At 58.5% G+C, this 14,947-nt stretch carries 16 protein-coding genes and 1 riboswitch; of the genes, 4 read left to right on the top strand and 12 right to left on the bottom strand.

Annotated features, from left to right (window positions below; all coding sequences use genetic code 11):
• Positions 1 to 139: 139 nt before the first annotated feature.
• Complete coding sequence (locus tag H598_RS0107485; protein ID WP_028112470.1) at positions 140 to 1,120, top strand: transposase; 981 nt, start codon at positions 140 to 142, stop codon at positions 1,118 to 1,120.
• Between the two features lie 499 nt (positions 1,121 to 1,619).
• A complete protein-coding gene (locus H598_RS0107475) occupies positions 1,620 to 2,534 on the top strand; it encodes an alpha/beta fold hydrolase (RefSeq protein ID WP_028112468.1) in 915 nt (304 codons plus the stop codon).
• 219 nt (positions 2,535 to 2,753) lie between these two features.
• Here the strand turns inward: H598_RS0107475 and H598_RS0107470 are convergent, their stop codons facing one another.
• The 3 genes from H598_RS0107470 to H598_RS23650 all read right to left on the bottom strand — a co-directional run bounded on the left by H598_RS0107470 (position 2,754) and on the right by H598_RS23650 (position 4,012).
• On the bottom strand, positions 2,754 to 3,167 hold the full coding sequence (locus H598_RS0107470; RefSeq protein ID WP_028112467.1) for a hypothetical protein: 414 nt from the start codon (positions 3,165 to 3,167) through the stop codon (positions 2,754 to 2,756).
• Entirely contained in the window at positions 3,167 to 3,352 is a 186-nt protein-coding gene (locus tag H598_RS0107465; RefSeq protein ID WP_028112466.1) for a hypothetical protein, read from the bottom strand. The genes H598_RS0107470 and H598_RS0107465 overlap by 1 nt, the downstream gene beginning before the upstream one ends.
• Positions 3,353 to 3,451: 99 nt before the next feature.
• Entirely contained in the window at positions 3,452 to 4,012 is a 561-nt protein-coding gene (locus tag H598_RS23650) for a CIA30 family protein (protein WP_084144370.1), read from the bottom strand.
• 504 nt (positions 4,013 to 4,516) lie between these two features.
• On the opposite strand from H598_RS23650, the gene H598_RS26455 reads away from it, so the two are divergent.
• Together H598_RS26455 and H598_RS23645 are read left to right on the top strand one after the other, a co-directional pair.
• A complete protein-coding gene (locus H598_RS26455) occupies positions 4,517 to 4,819 on the top strand; it encodes a hypothetical protein (RefSeq protein WP_156896966.1) in 303 nt (100 codons plus the stop codon).
• Positions 4,820 to 5,177: 358 nt separating this feature from the next.
• Positions 5,178 to 5,741 (top strand): histidine phosphatase family protein, encoded by a 564-nt coding sequence (locus H598_RS23645; RefSeq protein ID WP_051252554.1) that lies wholly within the window; start codon positions 5,178 to 5,180, stop codon positions 5,739 to 5,741.
• 84 nt (positions 5,742 to 5,825) lie between these two features.
• Here H598_RS23645 and cobA read toward each other — a convergent pair whose 3' ends face one another.
• Genes cobA through H598_RS0107410 form a run of 9 tightly spaced genes read right to left on the bottom strand, consistent with a single transcriptional unit; the run spans position 5,826 to position 14,620 of the window.
• Positions 5,826 to 7,178: a uroporphyrinogen-III C-methyltransferase gene (gene cobA, locus H598_RS25490; RefSeq protein WP_051252553.1), complete on the bottom strand. Its 1,353-nt coding sequence runs from the start codon at positions 7,176 to 7,178 to the stop codon at positions 5,826 to 5,828.
• Positions 7,175 to 7,951 (bottom strand): precorrin-4 C(11)-methyltransferase, encoded by a 777-nt coding sequence (gene cobM, locus H598_RS0107445; RefSeq protein WP_028112465.1) that lies wholly within the window; start codon positions 7,949 to 7,951, stop codon positions 7,175 to 7,177. The genes cobA and cobM overlap by 4 nt, the downstream gene beginning before the upstream one ends.
• The gene (gene cobJ / locus H598_RS0107440; RefSeq protein WP_028112464.1) at positions 7,948 to 8,778 is read right to left on the bottom strand and encodes a precorrin-3B C(17)-methyltransferase; all 831 of its coding nucleotides are present in this window, start codon (positions 8,776 to 8,778) and stop codon (positions 7,948 to 7,950) included. The genes cobM and cobJ overlap by 4 nt, the downstream gene beginning before the upstream one ends.
• 27 nt (positions 8,779 to 8,805) lie before the next feature.
• Entirely contained in the window at positions 8,806 to 9,279 is a 474-nt protein-coding gene (locus tag H598_RS0107435) for an NAD(P)-dependent oxidoreductase (protein ID WP_028112463.1), read from the bottom strand.
• Positions 9,276 to 10,811: a cobalamin biosynthesis protein gene (locus H598_RS23635; protein WP_035415641.1), complete on the bottom strand. Its 1,536-nt coding sequence runs from the start codon at positions 10,809 to 10,811 to the stop codon at positions 9,276 to 9,278. The genes H598_RS0107435 and H598_RS23635 overlap by 4 nt, the downstream gene beginning before the upstream one ends.
• The gene (cobI, locus tag H598_RS0107425; RefSeq protein WP_028112462.1) at positions 10,808 to 11,560 is read right to left on the bottom strand and encodes a precorrin-2 C(20)-methyltransferase; all 753 of its coding nucleotides are present in this window, start codon (positions 11,558 to 11,560) and stop codon (positions 10,808 to 10,810) included. The genes H598_RS23635 and cobI overlap by 4 nt, the downstream gene beginning before the upstream one ends.
• Positions 11,557 to 12,813 (bottom strand): bifunctional cobalt-precorrin-7 (C(5))-methyltransferase/cobalt-precorrin-6B (C(15))-methyltransferase, encoded by a 1,257-nt coding sequence (locus H598_RS0107420; RefSeq protein ID WP_028112461.1) that lies wholly within the window; start codon positions 12,811 to 12,813, stop codon positions 11,557 to 11,559. Before H598_RS0107420 ends, cobI begins: the two co-directional genes overlap by 4 nt.
• On the bottom strand, positions 12,810 to 13,466 hold the full coding sequence (locus tag H598_RS0107415) for a precorrin-8X methylmutase (RefSeq protein WP_028112460.1): 657 nt from the start codon (positions 13,464 to 13,466) through the stop codon (positions 12,810 to 12,812). Before H598_RS0107415 ends, H598_RS0107420 begins: the two co-directional genes overlap by 4 nt.
• Positions 13,463 to 14,620, bottom strand: coding sequence for a cobalt-precorrin-5B (C(1))-methyltransferase (locus tag H598_RS0107410; RefSeq protein ID WP_051252552.1), 1,158 nt, complete (start codon positions 14,618 to 14,620; stop codon positions 13,463 to 13,465). The genes H598_RS0107415 and H598_RS0107410 overlap by 4 nt, the downstream gene beginning before the upstream one ends.
• Before the next feature lie 88 nt (positions 14,621 to 14,708).
• Positions 14,709 to 14,910, bottom strand: a riboswitch (cobalamin riboswitch).
• Positions 14,911 to 14,947: the final 37 nt, after the last annotated feature.

Here is a 14,947-nt window from a genome sequence, read left to right as displayed (position 1 = left end):
ATCTAGACACCCAGCTCATTTCATCAATCCCTTACGTAGATAGCCATTCGATTTCTCTTACCAGCTAATCCAGGCATCCTTTAAAAAACGCTCTCCCCATCAACTACACTCAACTCTTACCAGTTTCAAGGATGAGACTATGCCTACCGCCAGAAAGCAGCTGGTATCGCTGCAAGATACCCCTTACTACCACTGCGTCAGTCGTTGCGTTCGCCGCAGCTTCCTTTGCGGCACCGATGTCTACACCGGTATCAGCTATGAGCACCGACGCCACTGGGTCGAAAAACGGTTACTCGAATTAAGTCAGGCGTTTGCCATCGATATCTGTGCCTTCGCCGTGATGACCAACCACACCCATGTGGTGCTCCATGTCGATGCAGACAAGGCCAATGCCTGGAACACACTGGAGGTGCTCACGCGTTGGCACTGCCTGTTCGGAGGAACCGAACTCACCCGCCGCTATTGCGACGACCAACAGCGCGACGACCTCACTCGCGTCGAACTTCATCTGATTGAAAGTAAAGCGGAGCTCTATCGCAATCGACTGGCCGATTTGAGCTGGTACATGCGCTCCCTCAACGAATTCATTGCTCGGGAAGCCAACAAAGAGGACCAGTGCACTGGCCGGTTCTGGGAGGGGCGATTTAAGTCTCAAGCCTTGCTCGATGAACAGGCTCTACTGGCCTGCATGGCCTACGTCGACCTTAACCCCATTCGCTCAGGCATGGCCAAAACCCCTGAACAATCCGATTTCACCAGCATTCAGATGCGCATTCGCGCCGCTCTACAAGGCACACAACCTGAGCGACTAAAACCTTTTGATGCCAAACAGTTGGGGCTTCACACCCTGCCCTGTCACCTTAACGATTACCTCGAACTGGTGGAGTTTACCGGCCGGGTTATCCGAGCAGACAAAGCCGCTGCCATTCCTGCTTCCAGCGACACATTACTGCAACGCCTCGGCATCGATTTGGACAACTGGATGGAGCTTACCCAGGGCTTTGAGTACCAGTTTTGTCATCTGGCTGGTCGACTGCACAGCCTGCAACACTGCCACCAAACCAACGGCATGCATCGAATTCGAGGGTCTGGCAACGCCAAACGGTTGCTCGGCGCCTAGCCAAGCTTCAGCTCCCCTCTCTATCCTTTGGTCTTAAGGCGTCGACACCCAACGCGAATCGCAAACGGTGGTTTCCGCGATGCGCGTCATACCCAGTTCAATCAACACTATCGCTCCATCTTTCCTTGAAAAGTTGCCCTGCCACGCTTAGTTACGGCGGAAAAAGCTAATTCGCCGGCGGCAAAGAGAATAAGGCACCGAGTAACTTCCAATTATGGATGTCTGCTAAAGGGCTTCTGCTCAAGGGATTAAGATGGGTGTCTGCCCAAGGAGGAACAAGATGGTGACAAGTTTGTCACCGGCTGGCAAAAAGTCTTGATTATGCACAACAGTATTGGTCATACTTAGGTAGAGCAAATACTCTAACCAGGTTGCCGAGAATCGATTGGCTGCCGAATGATCAGCCGAAACTGGCGATCTCGGCAAGTTCATTGCCGTTTTTAACCAGAACAGCGATTGCACATCAAGGAACAAGACCAATGACAGCAAAGGATATCCGATGAAAAAGCCCGTAGTCATCACTCTATTAGTCATACTGACACTGCTTTCTCCCGTTCTCTATCTGGTTTACTCATTCAGCATGAACGGTCCGATGCCCGACGAGGAGTTTAATCAAAAGCTGCCTGACATCGTCAGCAACCTGGAATACCAGGTCGAAGGCCAGGGCGACGAAACTCTGGTACTGATCCATGGCTACCCGGACAGCCTGGAGATGTGGGACAAACAGGTGGAGTACCTGAAAGACTATTACACCATCGTCCGTTTCACCCTGCCGGGGTTCGAACTCCACGACGACGGCAGTCGGCCTCACTATGACATGCAACAGATCCGCACTATCATCGATCACTTCATTCAGGGACTGGGAAAAGACAAAGTCACGGTCCTAGCCCACGACTGGGGCGCGGTGTTTGCGTTTAAGTACCTGGAAAAAAATGACCTGGTCGATCGCGTGGTGCTGTTCGACATCGGCAGCTTCGGTAAGGAAGAGCGGCCCAAAATCAACGTCAAATACACCTTTGCACTAGCCGTTGCCTGGACCTTGCCCGAGTCTTTGGGGGAAAAACTGACCCGCTACACCGCCGCCGACATTTTGCATATCGAGGACGTCGACCCCAATAAAACCGTCGATGACCTGCGCGCCGACCCGCGCATGACCTACCCCTACTGGCATCTGTGGAAATCAGTGCTGTCAAAGAACCTGCCAAAATCACTGGAAGTGGAAGAGTACGGTACGCCGTTCCTGTTCATCTACGGCGAAGATAAGAAGGTGTGGTTCCATGCCGACAGCTGGGTAGAGAAAGTCAAAAGCCTGAATAAGGGCCAGGTAGAATCGGTTCCGGGTGGCCATTGGTTTATGCACTCCGAGCCCGATCTGGCTAACCAAAAGGTACACCACTGGCTGCAGAGCCATTAATACCCCCAACTGGGAGGCCGACCTTTCGGCCTCCCACTCTGCCATCACCGATGCTGCGGGTGCATCAGGGTGATCTACCCGAGATTCGGAATACCCGCTTGCTCTGAGCCAGAGATAAAACCGAGGCTTCTCAGTCCATCATCCAGGCAGTTGGATAAGCCACTCAGCACACTGCCAACGGGGCTTTCGTTTGTAGAGATGCAGGGCAGTCGTACCCGGTTAGCGACCGAACAACAGAGACTCGCCGTCGGAGGGCTGCCACACCTGCCTATTCAGCAGGGCATAACGGGTAATTACCCAACCACCGGGCAACAGCACAAACGCCGATGCCAAGGTCGTGGCGCTGGCCAGATAGGCCTGAGGGCCAGAATAGAGAAACAGAAACGCCGCCAGTAAGCACAGGAACAGCTCATACAGCACAAACAATACCAGCACCGCCTGCCACAACCAGCGCCACCCCAGCGGACGACGGTAATAAGTTGCCATCTGAGCCACCAGGATCAACAAGGCAAATGCCAAGGGGCCCAGCTTGGCGCCAAAACCACCACTGCCGGCGTCAAACCGGTGCAGGGTATGGGCCAGCGCATACGCTAACAATAGCAAAGCATACGCCCCCCACAATCGCGCCGCCATCAGCGGTCTCCCCCAGCCTGGTTCAGCCATCGCTGCCTCTGCGGCTCAAGCACCTCATTGGAATCTAACCAGGCATCTTCAAACTCACCAAGGGTAACAATGCCGATATCAGGCCGCGTCAGGGTTGTCATGACGGCCAAACCTCGAACCACAGCCTCTGCGCCGCTTTGTTTTAAAAGTGCCATCACGCACTCCTAAATCATCTTCAATAGCTACCAAGCTACCTGTTTTTATTGATTTAAACCAGAATCTTAATTCAACACCTTGATGTGACTTCTATTGGCTTAATCCTCGGGATCGCGATCAAGAACATCACTACCGGAGAAGGCGCTCGAGTGCACCGACAATTCCGAATCCAGCCACAGACAAAAGGGCCCGGGCTGACGCTCACCGGTCAGCAATCCAAGTTGCCGTACCCGTTTAAATTGCAGCGGCAGCTGACCGTTCAGGGCTCGTCCCCGAAACTTGGGCTCGAATGCCGCTTGAGTAAACCGGGCCTCACTCCAGCGCCCGGCAGGGGGAATCCACTCAGCCACGTAGATCACGCCATCGAACTCGCTGTCCATCTTCAGCCGCAACTGGTATCGGCGACCGTCCCCCAACACCCGCAAGTGCAGTTGAGCCGACTCTGCTGGCAACCTGAAGGGACGTCTCACCGAAGCAAAGCCACCTCCGCCAGCCAGGGAGATGCTGCCCCGAAAACAGAGTTGATTGCCTGCCCGACTGATGCCGCTTTTGGACTGGCCCCCCATCACCCCGTCATTAAGTGCTTGCCACGGACTCACGTCATCACTCCATAAAGGCATCGAAATGCCCTGCCGGTCTTCACTGGGTGTCTGCTTCATCGCTCCTCCGCCCTTCTGCCCCCTAAAAGCACCTACTAATGACTACGCAGACGCCATCAAAAAACGTCGAAAATTGGCAGTTCGATGGCCGAAAACCTGGCCTGACCAGCACTAACATTTCTCGAATAAAACGTTGGTTTATTGCAGTAAGCCTGAAAATTCGTACGAAACAGCCATTAAGGCCATAAACCGTTCACGGCCTGGGCAACGATGATGCTGCGAAACCAACAGACCAATACGTTAACGAATGTTTACGGTTCTCATTTGCCCTTGCTGCAGCGCCAACCCTGCCACCCTCAGCTCGAATTCGAGCGATAGAAACTAACGCATTGAAAATATTAAAAAAACCTAATGTACAATCGCTTAGTTGCTGTTTAATAAGATTAAAATCACAAAGTTGACAAACAAATGTTCACCCCGGCTGAAGATTCGTCGCCAACACCGACTTCAACACGCCAGCCATAGGTCCCGCTTTTTCCGCAACTGAGAATTTGTGGGGTATCGGTGTCGAACGGGACTCACTCGACGACAGAATTACAATTCATTATCAAAATCAACATTTCCGCAGCACCCACGGACTGTGCGTTTTCTCATCAACAACAAGGCGTTGCACATGAAACTAAATTACGAAATTCTAATTTTAGCCCACGAGCAAACTTAGAGCTTCAGTGTTTCAATCTAAGCAAGTTTAATAATGCAAAATCTGAAAAGATGCGCGAAATCTGCATTTTTAAAGGGGTTGCGAGGTGTGAAGCGCAGATAAAAAAAGGCAGCGCTGATGAGACGCCGCCTTTTGCAGGGAAATGATAACGAACCTAACACCGTAGAATTGTAATTAAGTTCGAAGCTGATAATACCGATTACGAACTCGAATGAAACTGGCATTTGTCACAGAATTCGTGAAACAGTCACTCGAATGTTCATTTTGCAGTCGAAATCGTTAACTGGAGCACAACAACAGGGCCAAACTCACGAAAACCCGGCCTCTGTGAATGTCGTCACGCGCAATTAGTCATTGCAGTAATTGCAATTCAAAGGCGATTCAATCAGGCCCGTCGCGGGTTACAGCCGTATTTGCAAAATCACAATACCCTGTTGCTTCTCACATTGTTTTCCAGGTGCAAGATCGCTTTACTATGTCGACGAATACAGAGTGGTTTTCTCTATGCCCATCTACCTATGCCGCCATGGCCAAACTCGCTGGAATCAGCTTGGAATTCTGCAGGGACACCTGGACAGTGAACTGACTGAATTGGGCCAGCAACAGGCCCGAATTCTGGGGCAGCAAGCCCAAGCACTGTCATTGGATTTTATCCTCTGCAGCGACCTCGATCGCGCCCAGCAAACCGCCATCATCGCCAATCAGACACTCAAGTTGCCAATACAGATCAGCAGTCAGTTGCGCGAGCGGGATTTCGGCTCATTGCAAGGGCTCGAACGCGGCCAATCGCCGCAGTGGTGGCAGCACTACGACAGCCGTCACCAACAGGATGAGTTGGCCATTCCCGGTGCCGAAAGCGCCAGCAGCGTCTGGCAACGAGCCCATGGCGCCCTGTGCCAATTGCTGAACCAACATGCCGACCGCAATGTCCTGCTCATCGGCCACGGCGAATGGCAGCGCATCGTCCAAAATGGCTTGCTCAGCTATCCGCTGCACTCGGCCTACCACCCTATCCCCGACAACGGCGACATCTGGTGCCTGGACGATTTACTGGTGGAACCCGCCTAACCTCGTTGCAGTGAAACCGCACCAGCCACCTGAAACTCAGGACATAAAAAAAGGGGCCGCTGGCCCCTTTTGCTTAACCCTGACTCAGGCGGCCTGGCGCCTGAGCTTCAGTGCACTTACCAGCGCCGTGGCATCATCGACCCACTGACAGTGATGCCCCTGAGCCTGCAGGTAGCGCTCAACCTCGCGATTCTGAGTCAACACCACCGCATCACTGCTCAGCAACTGCTGGGCAATCAAATAGCGCACTACCGCCATCTCATCCACCAGACACAGTGACACCGCCGATAATGGAAACTGCGGTGCGACCACCTGCAGGTGGCGACCACACAGGGCCCCGGGCCGAGGCTGCGCCGCCACCACCAGAGCCGATTGTGACGGCTGCGCGGTGGCGATTGCGGTTAAGTTATAGCGGCCCAGGTAAGCGCAGGCTTGGTCGCTGCCACTGAGGGACCAGGGCCAGTCGCGACAGTCCAGGCATTGCTGCTTCGCCTGTTCGATCACACTGGCGGCCGCCTCGGCGGAGTCCAGCCACAACTCCGGCGCCCGCATCAGCTGCTGCCAATCCTCCTCGCTGAAGGCCACCTTGGTCTCCACCTTGACAGCTTCCACTACGGCGGCGCCCAGGTCGCGACACTGTGCCAACAATTCAGGGTTGCGGCTGCTGGCCAAAATGCGAACGCCGCTGAGTGGCAGCCTGGTGCGCCAGTCCAGTTCGTCGGCGAGGGAAACCACTTCACCCATGATCACCAGCATCGGGTCACCGTTGTCAAAATGCCCTATCTGCTCTCCTACCCGCTCCAAGGTGGTGGTCAACACCCGTTGAGACGCGGTGGTGGCCGCCGCCACCACCGCCACCGGTGTCGTAGGCGCTTTGCCCTCCTGAATCAGCCGCTGGGCGTGCAGGGCCAGCTTTTTCGCCCCCATGTACAACACCAGGGTGCCAGAGCTTTGCCCCATGGCAGCCCAGCTGCTCAGCGTGGAGGACGCCCGGTGACCACTGGCAAAGGTTACGTCCGAGGCCAGTCCATTGCTGGTCAAAGGGAAGCCAGCGTACGCCGCCGCCCCCAGGGCGGAGCTGATCCCGGGCACCACCTCATAGTCGATGCCATGATGAGTCAGGCAGCGGCACTCCTCGGTGGCCCGGCCAAAAATCAGCGGATCACCGGCCTTGAGGCGCAACACAGTGTGGCCCGCCAGCGCCTGTTCGACCACGTCCGGATGCATGCCGTATTCGATGCTGGTGCCACAATAGCCGCGGTAGCCCACCGCCATCATGCGGGTCGATGCCGGCACCATGGCCAGCACTGCCTCATCGATCAGCAGGTCGTAACACACCACATCGCACTCGTGCATCAGTTGCACCGCCCGCTGGGTCAACAACCCGGGATCTCCGGGCCCGGCACCGACCAGGTACACCTTGCCAGGCCGGGTCATGAGGTGCTCTCCTCGCTTTGTCGGGCTTTTCGAAAGCCGTGAGAGAACTCGGCGGCATACAGGCGGGAATCTCGAAACTCATTGTGATCCAGCACCTTGGAAACGATGATCATCGCCGTTGCTCGAATGCCCGCCCCCTCGACCTGGTCGACTATGGTATCCAGGGTGCCACGAAGAATCCGCTGCTGCGGGTGCGAGGCCTTCTCCACCACCGCCACTGGCCAGTGACCCGGGTACACCTCTTTCAGCTCCCGGGCCACCTTGCGGATCAGGCTGGCTGACAGGAACAAGCACAGGGTGGCTTCGTGCTCGGCCAGGGATTTGAGGTTTTCTTTCTCCGGCACCGGCGTTCGACCGGAAGCACGGCTGAGAATGATGGTCTGGCAGGTCTCCGGCAGGGTCAACTCCTGACCCAGCGCCGCCGCCGACGCCTGAAACGAGCTAACTCCGGGTACCACTTTCCAGTCAATGCCGAGGGGGTCCAGGCGACGGGTGGTCTCTGCCAGCGAGCTGTAAATGGACAGATCACCGGTCTGCACTCGAGCGACGTCCTTGCCCTCTTTATGAGCCTGTTCGCACACTTCAATGATCTCATCCAGATCCATGTCTTCAGAGCTCAGCACCAGCGCGTCTTCCCGGGCCCGGGCCACCACCTCTTTGGGCACCAGGGAGCCGGTGTACAGCACCACGGGGCAGGTTTCTACCAGGCGAGCGCCCTTGACGGTAATCAGATCCGGGTCACCAGGGCCGGCACCAATAAAATAGACGGTCATTCTGCAGTCTCCTGTTGAGATTCAATAAGGGAGCGGCCTCGTTTCTGGCCCGCTTTAACCTCGCCATTTTCGAGGTCGTATTTTTTGCTGTAGCCCCGGGGGGTAATGATGTGTTGCTCAAAAAGGAAGCTTTGGCTGTTGCCTACCACTACCGCCGCCGTCATGCCGAACTCCAGCGAGGTAAATTGCTCCAATGTCGACAACTGAATCGATTGTTCCGGTCGATAGGCGTTGTCCACCACCGCCACCGGCGTATTCGAATGGCGGTGCGCCAGCAGAATCTGCTGCGCCTCCAGAATCTGATTGGTTCGACGACGGGAACGCGGGTTATAGAAGGTAATGGCAAAGTCGGCTTCGGCGGCCGCGGCAATCCGAGTCTTAATCAGGCTCCATGGCGTCAACAGATCCGACAGGGATATGGTGCAGCTGTCATGGCCCAGGGGCACACCCACCAAAGAGGCACAGGCGTTGGCGGCAGTAATCCCCGGCACCATCTGAACCGGCACGCCGGTGTGCTGCTGCCAGCCTTTCTTGGCCAGCAACTCGTACACCAAGGGGCCCATGGCGTACATACCGGCATCGCCACTGGAGATGATGGCAACCCGGCGACCGGCCAGGGCCTGGGTCACCGCCAGATCGGCCCGGTCCACTTCCCGGGTCATGCCGCTGGCGCTTTGCTCCTTGCCGCCCAGCAAGGGGGCAACCATCTCCAGGTAAGGCTTATAGCCCACTACCAGTTCTGCATTTTCAATGGCGATTCGCGCCATCGGGGTCATCAGCTCCAAAGAGCCTGGGCCTATGCCCACAATACTCAGGTGGCCACTCATGGTGGTCTCTCCTCAGGTCGTCGTGATCTAAAGCAGTGGCTGAGTCAGCCGCTGCAGGGAATCGGTTAGTTTCTGGGTCAGGCTGCGAGTTCGCCGCGGATCGCTGTAATCGCAGCTGAGCGACAGTACGTGCTCGCCGACCCGTCGGGAACAGGGGTTAATAACGTTGCCCAGTTGCGGCTTGCAGCTGACGCACACCAATTTGCCATTGGCTTTTAGTGTGTCAGCCAACCGTTCGATGTAACGTCGTCGCCCCGAGGTCGCCGGCCACGGCATCGCCAGGTAGATCAGCTGATAGCCGGCAAATTCCTCCGGCCGCATCTGGTAGACGTCACCGTCGATGCGCTCGCAGGGCAAGCCAAGACACTGATCGTTAAACTGGGTCGAGATCAGGGTCACCCGCTGCTGATAACGCAGCACACTGGTGGCCTTGATCGCCGCAGCGCGGCCACCGCCAATAATCAGTACCGGCATGGCATCGGTGAACATCAACGGCATCATGGCGCCGCCTCCTGCTCGGCAATGCACTCTGGCGGCAACACTTGGGACAACGGCACCCCTAGGGACATCGCCGCAAACAGCGCCTGCCACTGTGCTTGAGTCAATGTCTCGAGGCTCTGCAACCACAGGCCGTGATTGGCGTCCGGCTTACGGGCATAGATCACCGCCGTCGCCCGCTGCCGACAGGCTCCGGCACAATGGCTGCGGGTCACCTTGATGCGGTCTGGCCCCCGGTGCAGTGACAGCTGTTTCAGCTGTTGCCGCAGCTGGTGGGCCAGCCCCTCAGCACCGGAGCGCTGGCAACGGCCGCCTTCACACACCACCAGGTGGTGACGGTAATGGCGAATCGGCCGGGCTTCCCCGCTGGTTTTCAGGCCGCGGTGACCACCTGCGGTGACCGGTATTGGCGCCTGACCGACAAAGCGTTTGCGGCTGCGGCTCATCAGCGGCTCCTCAAACGGCAGCTCGCAAGCGGCCAGAGTCATGTTGAACCCCTCGCCCGCCGACTTGTGTTTTGGCACCAACAAGGCTTTGGCACCGCTGGCATGCAGACACGCCGCCTCGGCGACCGACGACACGCCGATGCATCTACGCACCGTCTCCGAAGGATTTTCGATGCCCTCGACCCGATCCAAGGTGGGGGCATCGAAGCAGTCAAACGGCCGCTGTAACTCGGCGGCTAACTGGACGATTCCGGCCTCATCGACCTTAAGATCGATGGACACCAACCGGGCGACCGAGGCCAGATGCAGGTTGTGCTGCTGCAAAAACGCCGTTAACCCCTGGCGCAATACCGACAAGGGTGTATTGCGATCGCAGCCGATGCCAATCACCAGGCTGCGGGGACGCCACACCACCGTGGGAATCGACAGCCTTGGCAGGCGAGCCTGGTGACTGATGATCACCGCCGCCTGATAATCGGTGCTGTCAGGCAGGGTAGCCGCCTCGCTGACACACAGGTGCCCGGGCATGGCACACTCTGGGTGCCACCACTGTTTTTGCCCGGACTGCTGCCAGATCAACGTCTGCCGACCATTGACTACGGCACTGGCCGCTTGCGTCAAACTGGGTTCACACTCCGGGTCCAACTGCCAGCCAAACGGCACCCCGAGGGTGTCCACCGACAGTGTCTGAGAGGCATCGGAGGCGGTGGTCAGCACTGCCGTCGCCGACAACAGCCTGGCCACTTCGGCGGCCATGGCATTGGCGCCGCCCCGGTGGCCGCTGAGCACCGGCACCGCAAACGCGCCCTGCTCATCGATGCACACCACCCCCGGATCGCGGCGCTTGTCTTGCAGCAGCGGCGCTAGCAATCGAGTGGCAATGCCGACGCTGAACAGGCACAGGTGCTGATCGAAGCGGCCAAACTGGGCCGCCAGATGGTCGGCCAAGGGCACTGACAACGCCGACGCGCCGCCCCAGTCTCCCTGACGGTCGACCACAAACAGCTGCGCATCGGGAAGCTCGGCAGCCAACCGCTGCGCCAATTCCGCCCCCTTGCGGGTAATGGCGTGAATGGCGATGCGGGTCATGACTGCCCCCGGCGCAGCACCCCTTTACGACGACGAATCGACAGCTGAACCATGGCGAAGTAGCGGTGTTCATCCGGCACCTGGCGCAGATCGGTGTACACCTGCTGGTTGGCCCCACTGGCATGGGACACGTAGGTGGCACAATGCAGCAGCCCCATGGGCTCGAGCATCTCGATCAGCGGCTGTACCATGCGACCGGCCTTGATCAGGATGATGGTGTCAAACTCTTCAACCAGGGTCGGCAGCATGGCAATGCCATAGGTGGCCGGCACCACGCAGAAACGCTCCTCGCCGTCGGCCAAGGGAATGGTGGTTGCTGCCGGTACTGCGGTGATGGAGCTGACCGCTGGCACCACTTCAACCTCCAGCTCAGGCAGGCGCTCGGCCAACTCCTCCTGCAGGTAGGCCCAGGTGCTGAAGACCGACGGGTCGCCTTCGGTGATGAAGCCGACGTCTTTACCCGCCTGCAACTGCGCCACCAGTGATTCGGCCGCTTGCTCCCAGGCTGGCACGGTGATGGCCGGGTCCCGGCTCATGGGGAACCACAGGTACAGCGGCTCGCCTTTCATGTCGGCTAAGTCCAGTTCCTGACGGGCAATGGCCCAGGCGAAGGAGTCGGCCTGTCCCTGAGTTTTTTCCGGCACCGCAATCACATCCAGCGACTGCATCAATCTCAGGCTTCGCAGTGTCATCAAGTCGCCTGCGCCGGGGCCAACGCCAATGGCATAGATTTTTCCGATTTTATTCATTGGCTTTTTGCCTTCTTTTCAATAATAAACAGATGGATAGGGTTATCACTCTGATAACGGGTGTAGTGCGCCAGAGGTTGGCTCTGGGCGCAGTTGATCATCAATATGCGTGGATCTAGCTGACGGCTCTGACACAGGCGGTGGATCTCGGCCACACTCTCCAGGGTGACCGCCGATAACACGAAACGGCCGCCGGGTTTCAGGCGGGCCATCACCGCGTCGACAATGGGTTCCATTTCGCCGCGACTGCCGCCGCAGAACACCGCATCCGGTGCCGGCAATTCCGTCAACGCCTGTGGCGCTCGCCCCTGGATCACGGTCAGGTGATCCACTCGGTGGGCCAACCGGTTGCCTTCGAGCTGGAAAAAGCACTCCGGGTTGCACTCGATGGCAAAGCTGCGCCCTTTCCAGGCCTGCTTAGCGGCTTCGATGCCCACCGAGCCAGAGCCGGCGCCGATGTCCCACACTACCGCATCGGCATGCAGGTTCAGGTTGGCCACCGCCACCGCCCGCACCGGCGCCTTGGTGATCAGCCCCCGCTGCGGAGTGCGTTTAAGGAAATCGTCATCCTGGCTGTGCAAACCGAGCCCCCCCCAGCGAGCCGGCTCACTGCGCTTTAGCAGCAGCAGGTTCAGCGGCGCGGTGTCACCGGCATCGCCGCGGGCCAAGGCGGCCACAGAGAATTCACGCACCCGCTGCGCCGGCCCCCCCATGGCTTCGCACAGGTGCAGTTGCCAGTGGCCCTCATCAAACTCGAGCAGGTGGCGGGCGATGACGGTGGGACTGTTGTCCCTGTCGGTTAATAGCGCAAACTGGTCTCCCTGTTGCAGCTGCGCCACCAGACCGTCCAGCGGCCGGCCATGAACCGACAACAGCTGGGTCTGCTGCGAAGTCCAGCCCAGGTGAGCACAGGCCAGCTGCACCGAACTCAGCGACGGAATGCACTCCAACTCCGGCGCTGTTGGCAGGGCGTCGGCATAGGCATGCAGGCGGGTACCGATGCCGTACAGCAGCGGATCGCCGGAAGCCAGAACGCACACCTCCTGTTCCTCGGCGGCGGCAAATATCGCCTCCAGGTACCCCTCCAGCGGAGTAGTCAGGGACAATTTTTGCCCCTGGAACTGAGGAAAAAAGGCCAGATGCCGCTGACTGCCGGCCAACACTTCGGCTTCGGCGATGGCGTTGATGGCCCGGCTGGTGAGGCTCAGGCAACCATCGTCACCGATTCCAATGAGGCGAATCCGGCCTGTCATTTGGCCGCCTCCACCATCAAGGCATGCAGACTGGAAACCACCAACGGACTGCCGCCTTTGCGGCCCAGCGAGCTGATAAACGGCACCTTAGCCTGACCGACCAACTGGGTTTTCGACTCATCGGCGCGAACAAAACCCACCGGAATACCGATGATCAGCGCCGGCATCGCCTCGCCAGCCTCGACCATTCTCAGCACCTCAAACAACGCCGTCGGCGCATTGCCAATGGCAACAATGCCGCCATCCAACAACCCTTTGTCCCGGGCCAGCCGCATCGATTCGATGGCGCGGGTAATGCCCGATGCCTTGGCCCGTTCAATCACCTCGGGATCGCTGATAAAACAGTGACCTTCAACACCAAACGGGCGACAACGACTGGGACTGAGGCCGGCGGTGATCATGGTGACGTCCGACACGATGGGCGCCCCACGTCGCAACGCCTCCATGCCCGCTTCCATTGCCGACGGGCTGAAGCGAAACAGGCGGGCAAATTCGAAATCACCGCTGGTATGGATCGCCCGCCGCACCACCGGCCACTGCAGATCGCTGAACAGGTGCCCGCCGTGATGCAGTTCGATCTCCCGATCGATGATGGCGAAAGAATCGGTTTCAATCTGACGCCCCTGGGCCGTCAGTTGGGACATGGGGTTCATACATGGTCTCCATAGTGACCCTGGGCCAGAGTGGACCCGTCAAAGTCCACCAGCCGCACAACCACAGAAAAGGAATGGTGGGCGTAGTCAGCGCAATGGCGCGCCGCTTCGGTACAAAGAAGTTGCCAGTAGTCGTCTGGCAGGTGCTGACGGCCAAGTTCGAGCAGATGGCGGCCGGTATTGGCCGACCGAATCTGTTGCAGCAGCTCGGCGTCGTCAGTAAAGCCGCTGGCATGGTCAGCCAGCAGCGAAAAATTGATTGGCCGTCCGGTCACGTGGGTCATCAGGGTGCCCCCGACCATCTTGCACAGCTTGCCGATCATGGTGACCAGTTCCACCTGGGCCATGTCTTGCCGGGCCGACGCCCTGAGGCCGACGCCACTGAAATCCCCCACTTGAATGAAGGCGCATTGGGGTAAGCTGGCGTGCAGCGCCATGGCGGCTTTTTCGGTGCGGCTGCCGGTAGTCAGCACCACTTGTCGCTGCCCCTGGGCCCGAGCCACCTCGATGCTTTGGCGTACCGAGGCGGCGTAAGCGGAGGTGGAGTACGGATGCACGGTGCCGCGAGTACCAAGAATGGACAGGCCGCCGATCAAGCCCAGGCGACGGCCGATGGTCTGCTCCGCCAGTTGTTCACCACCGGGGATCGACACCGTCACTCGAGCGCCAACATGGCCATGACGTTGCAGCAGGGGCAACAGGTGCTCGCGAATCATCTTTCTGGGTACCGGGTTGATGGCCGGCTCCCCTACCGCCAGCTCCAGCCCCGGCAAGGTCACCGTGGCTACGCCTTCTCCGGCGGCAAACACAATGCCCGGCTCGTCAGTCAGGGCCAGGGTCACGGTGATGGCGGCGCCATGAGTGCAATCGGGGTCGTCGCCGGCATCCTTGATCACCGCGCAACAGCGTTCCCCTTCGGCGGCGGGGCGGGCCAGCACCGCAAACTCGGCTTGCTCGCCAATGGGCAGGGTGATCACCACGGTGTCCGGGTGGCGACCGCTAACAACAGCCTCTAGCGCCGCCAGGGCGGCCGCCGTGGCGCAGGCGCCGGTGGTATAGCCTGTTCGCAGCTCGCCTCGATGGCGACTGCGCTTAATCCGGGTAACGCCGGTGTCGGCCGGAGCTCGGGTGTTCGGGTATTTCGGGTCTGTCACATCGGCATCCAAACAGTAGCAGGAAGCTGAGACAAGACGGGCAGGAGCAATGACTATGCACTACTACCGGGTAAGCCCGCCCGGTGTTCAGCGTCTGGAGATTAAGGTGGGTATCCTGGCTTCCGTTTTCGGTCCACTCCCCCTTCCCGGCGTTTGCCAGTGGCATTGGAAGCAACCCTGCCTGTCGGCACAAACGGTTACAGTTGCGGGTACAGCCCGGAATTCACATCCGGTTCCCCGGCCCCGTGACGGCCCTGCCGCCCACGGAACCCCTCAAATCGAGGAGCCTTAATCTGGAGTCAGTGTAGAGGCAGCCTGAGCCTGAAA

Origin of the sequence: Ferrimonas kyonanensis DSM 18153, assembly GCF_000425405.1 — a bacterium.
Taxonomy (GTDB): Bacteria; Pseudomonadota; Gammaproteobacteria; order Enterobacterales; family Shewanellaceae; genus Ferrimonas; species Ferrimonas kyonanensis.
This window is presented reverse-complemented; position numbering and strand designations above follow the sequence as displayed.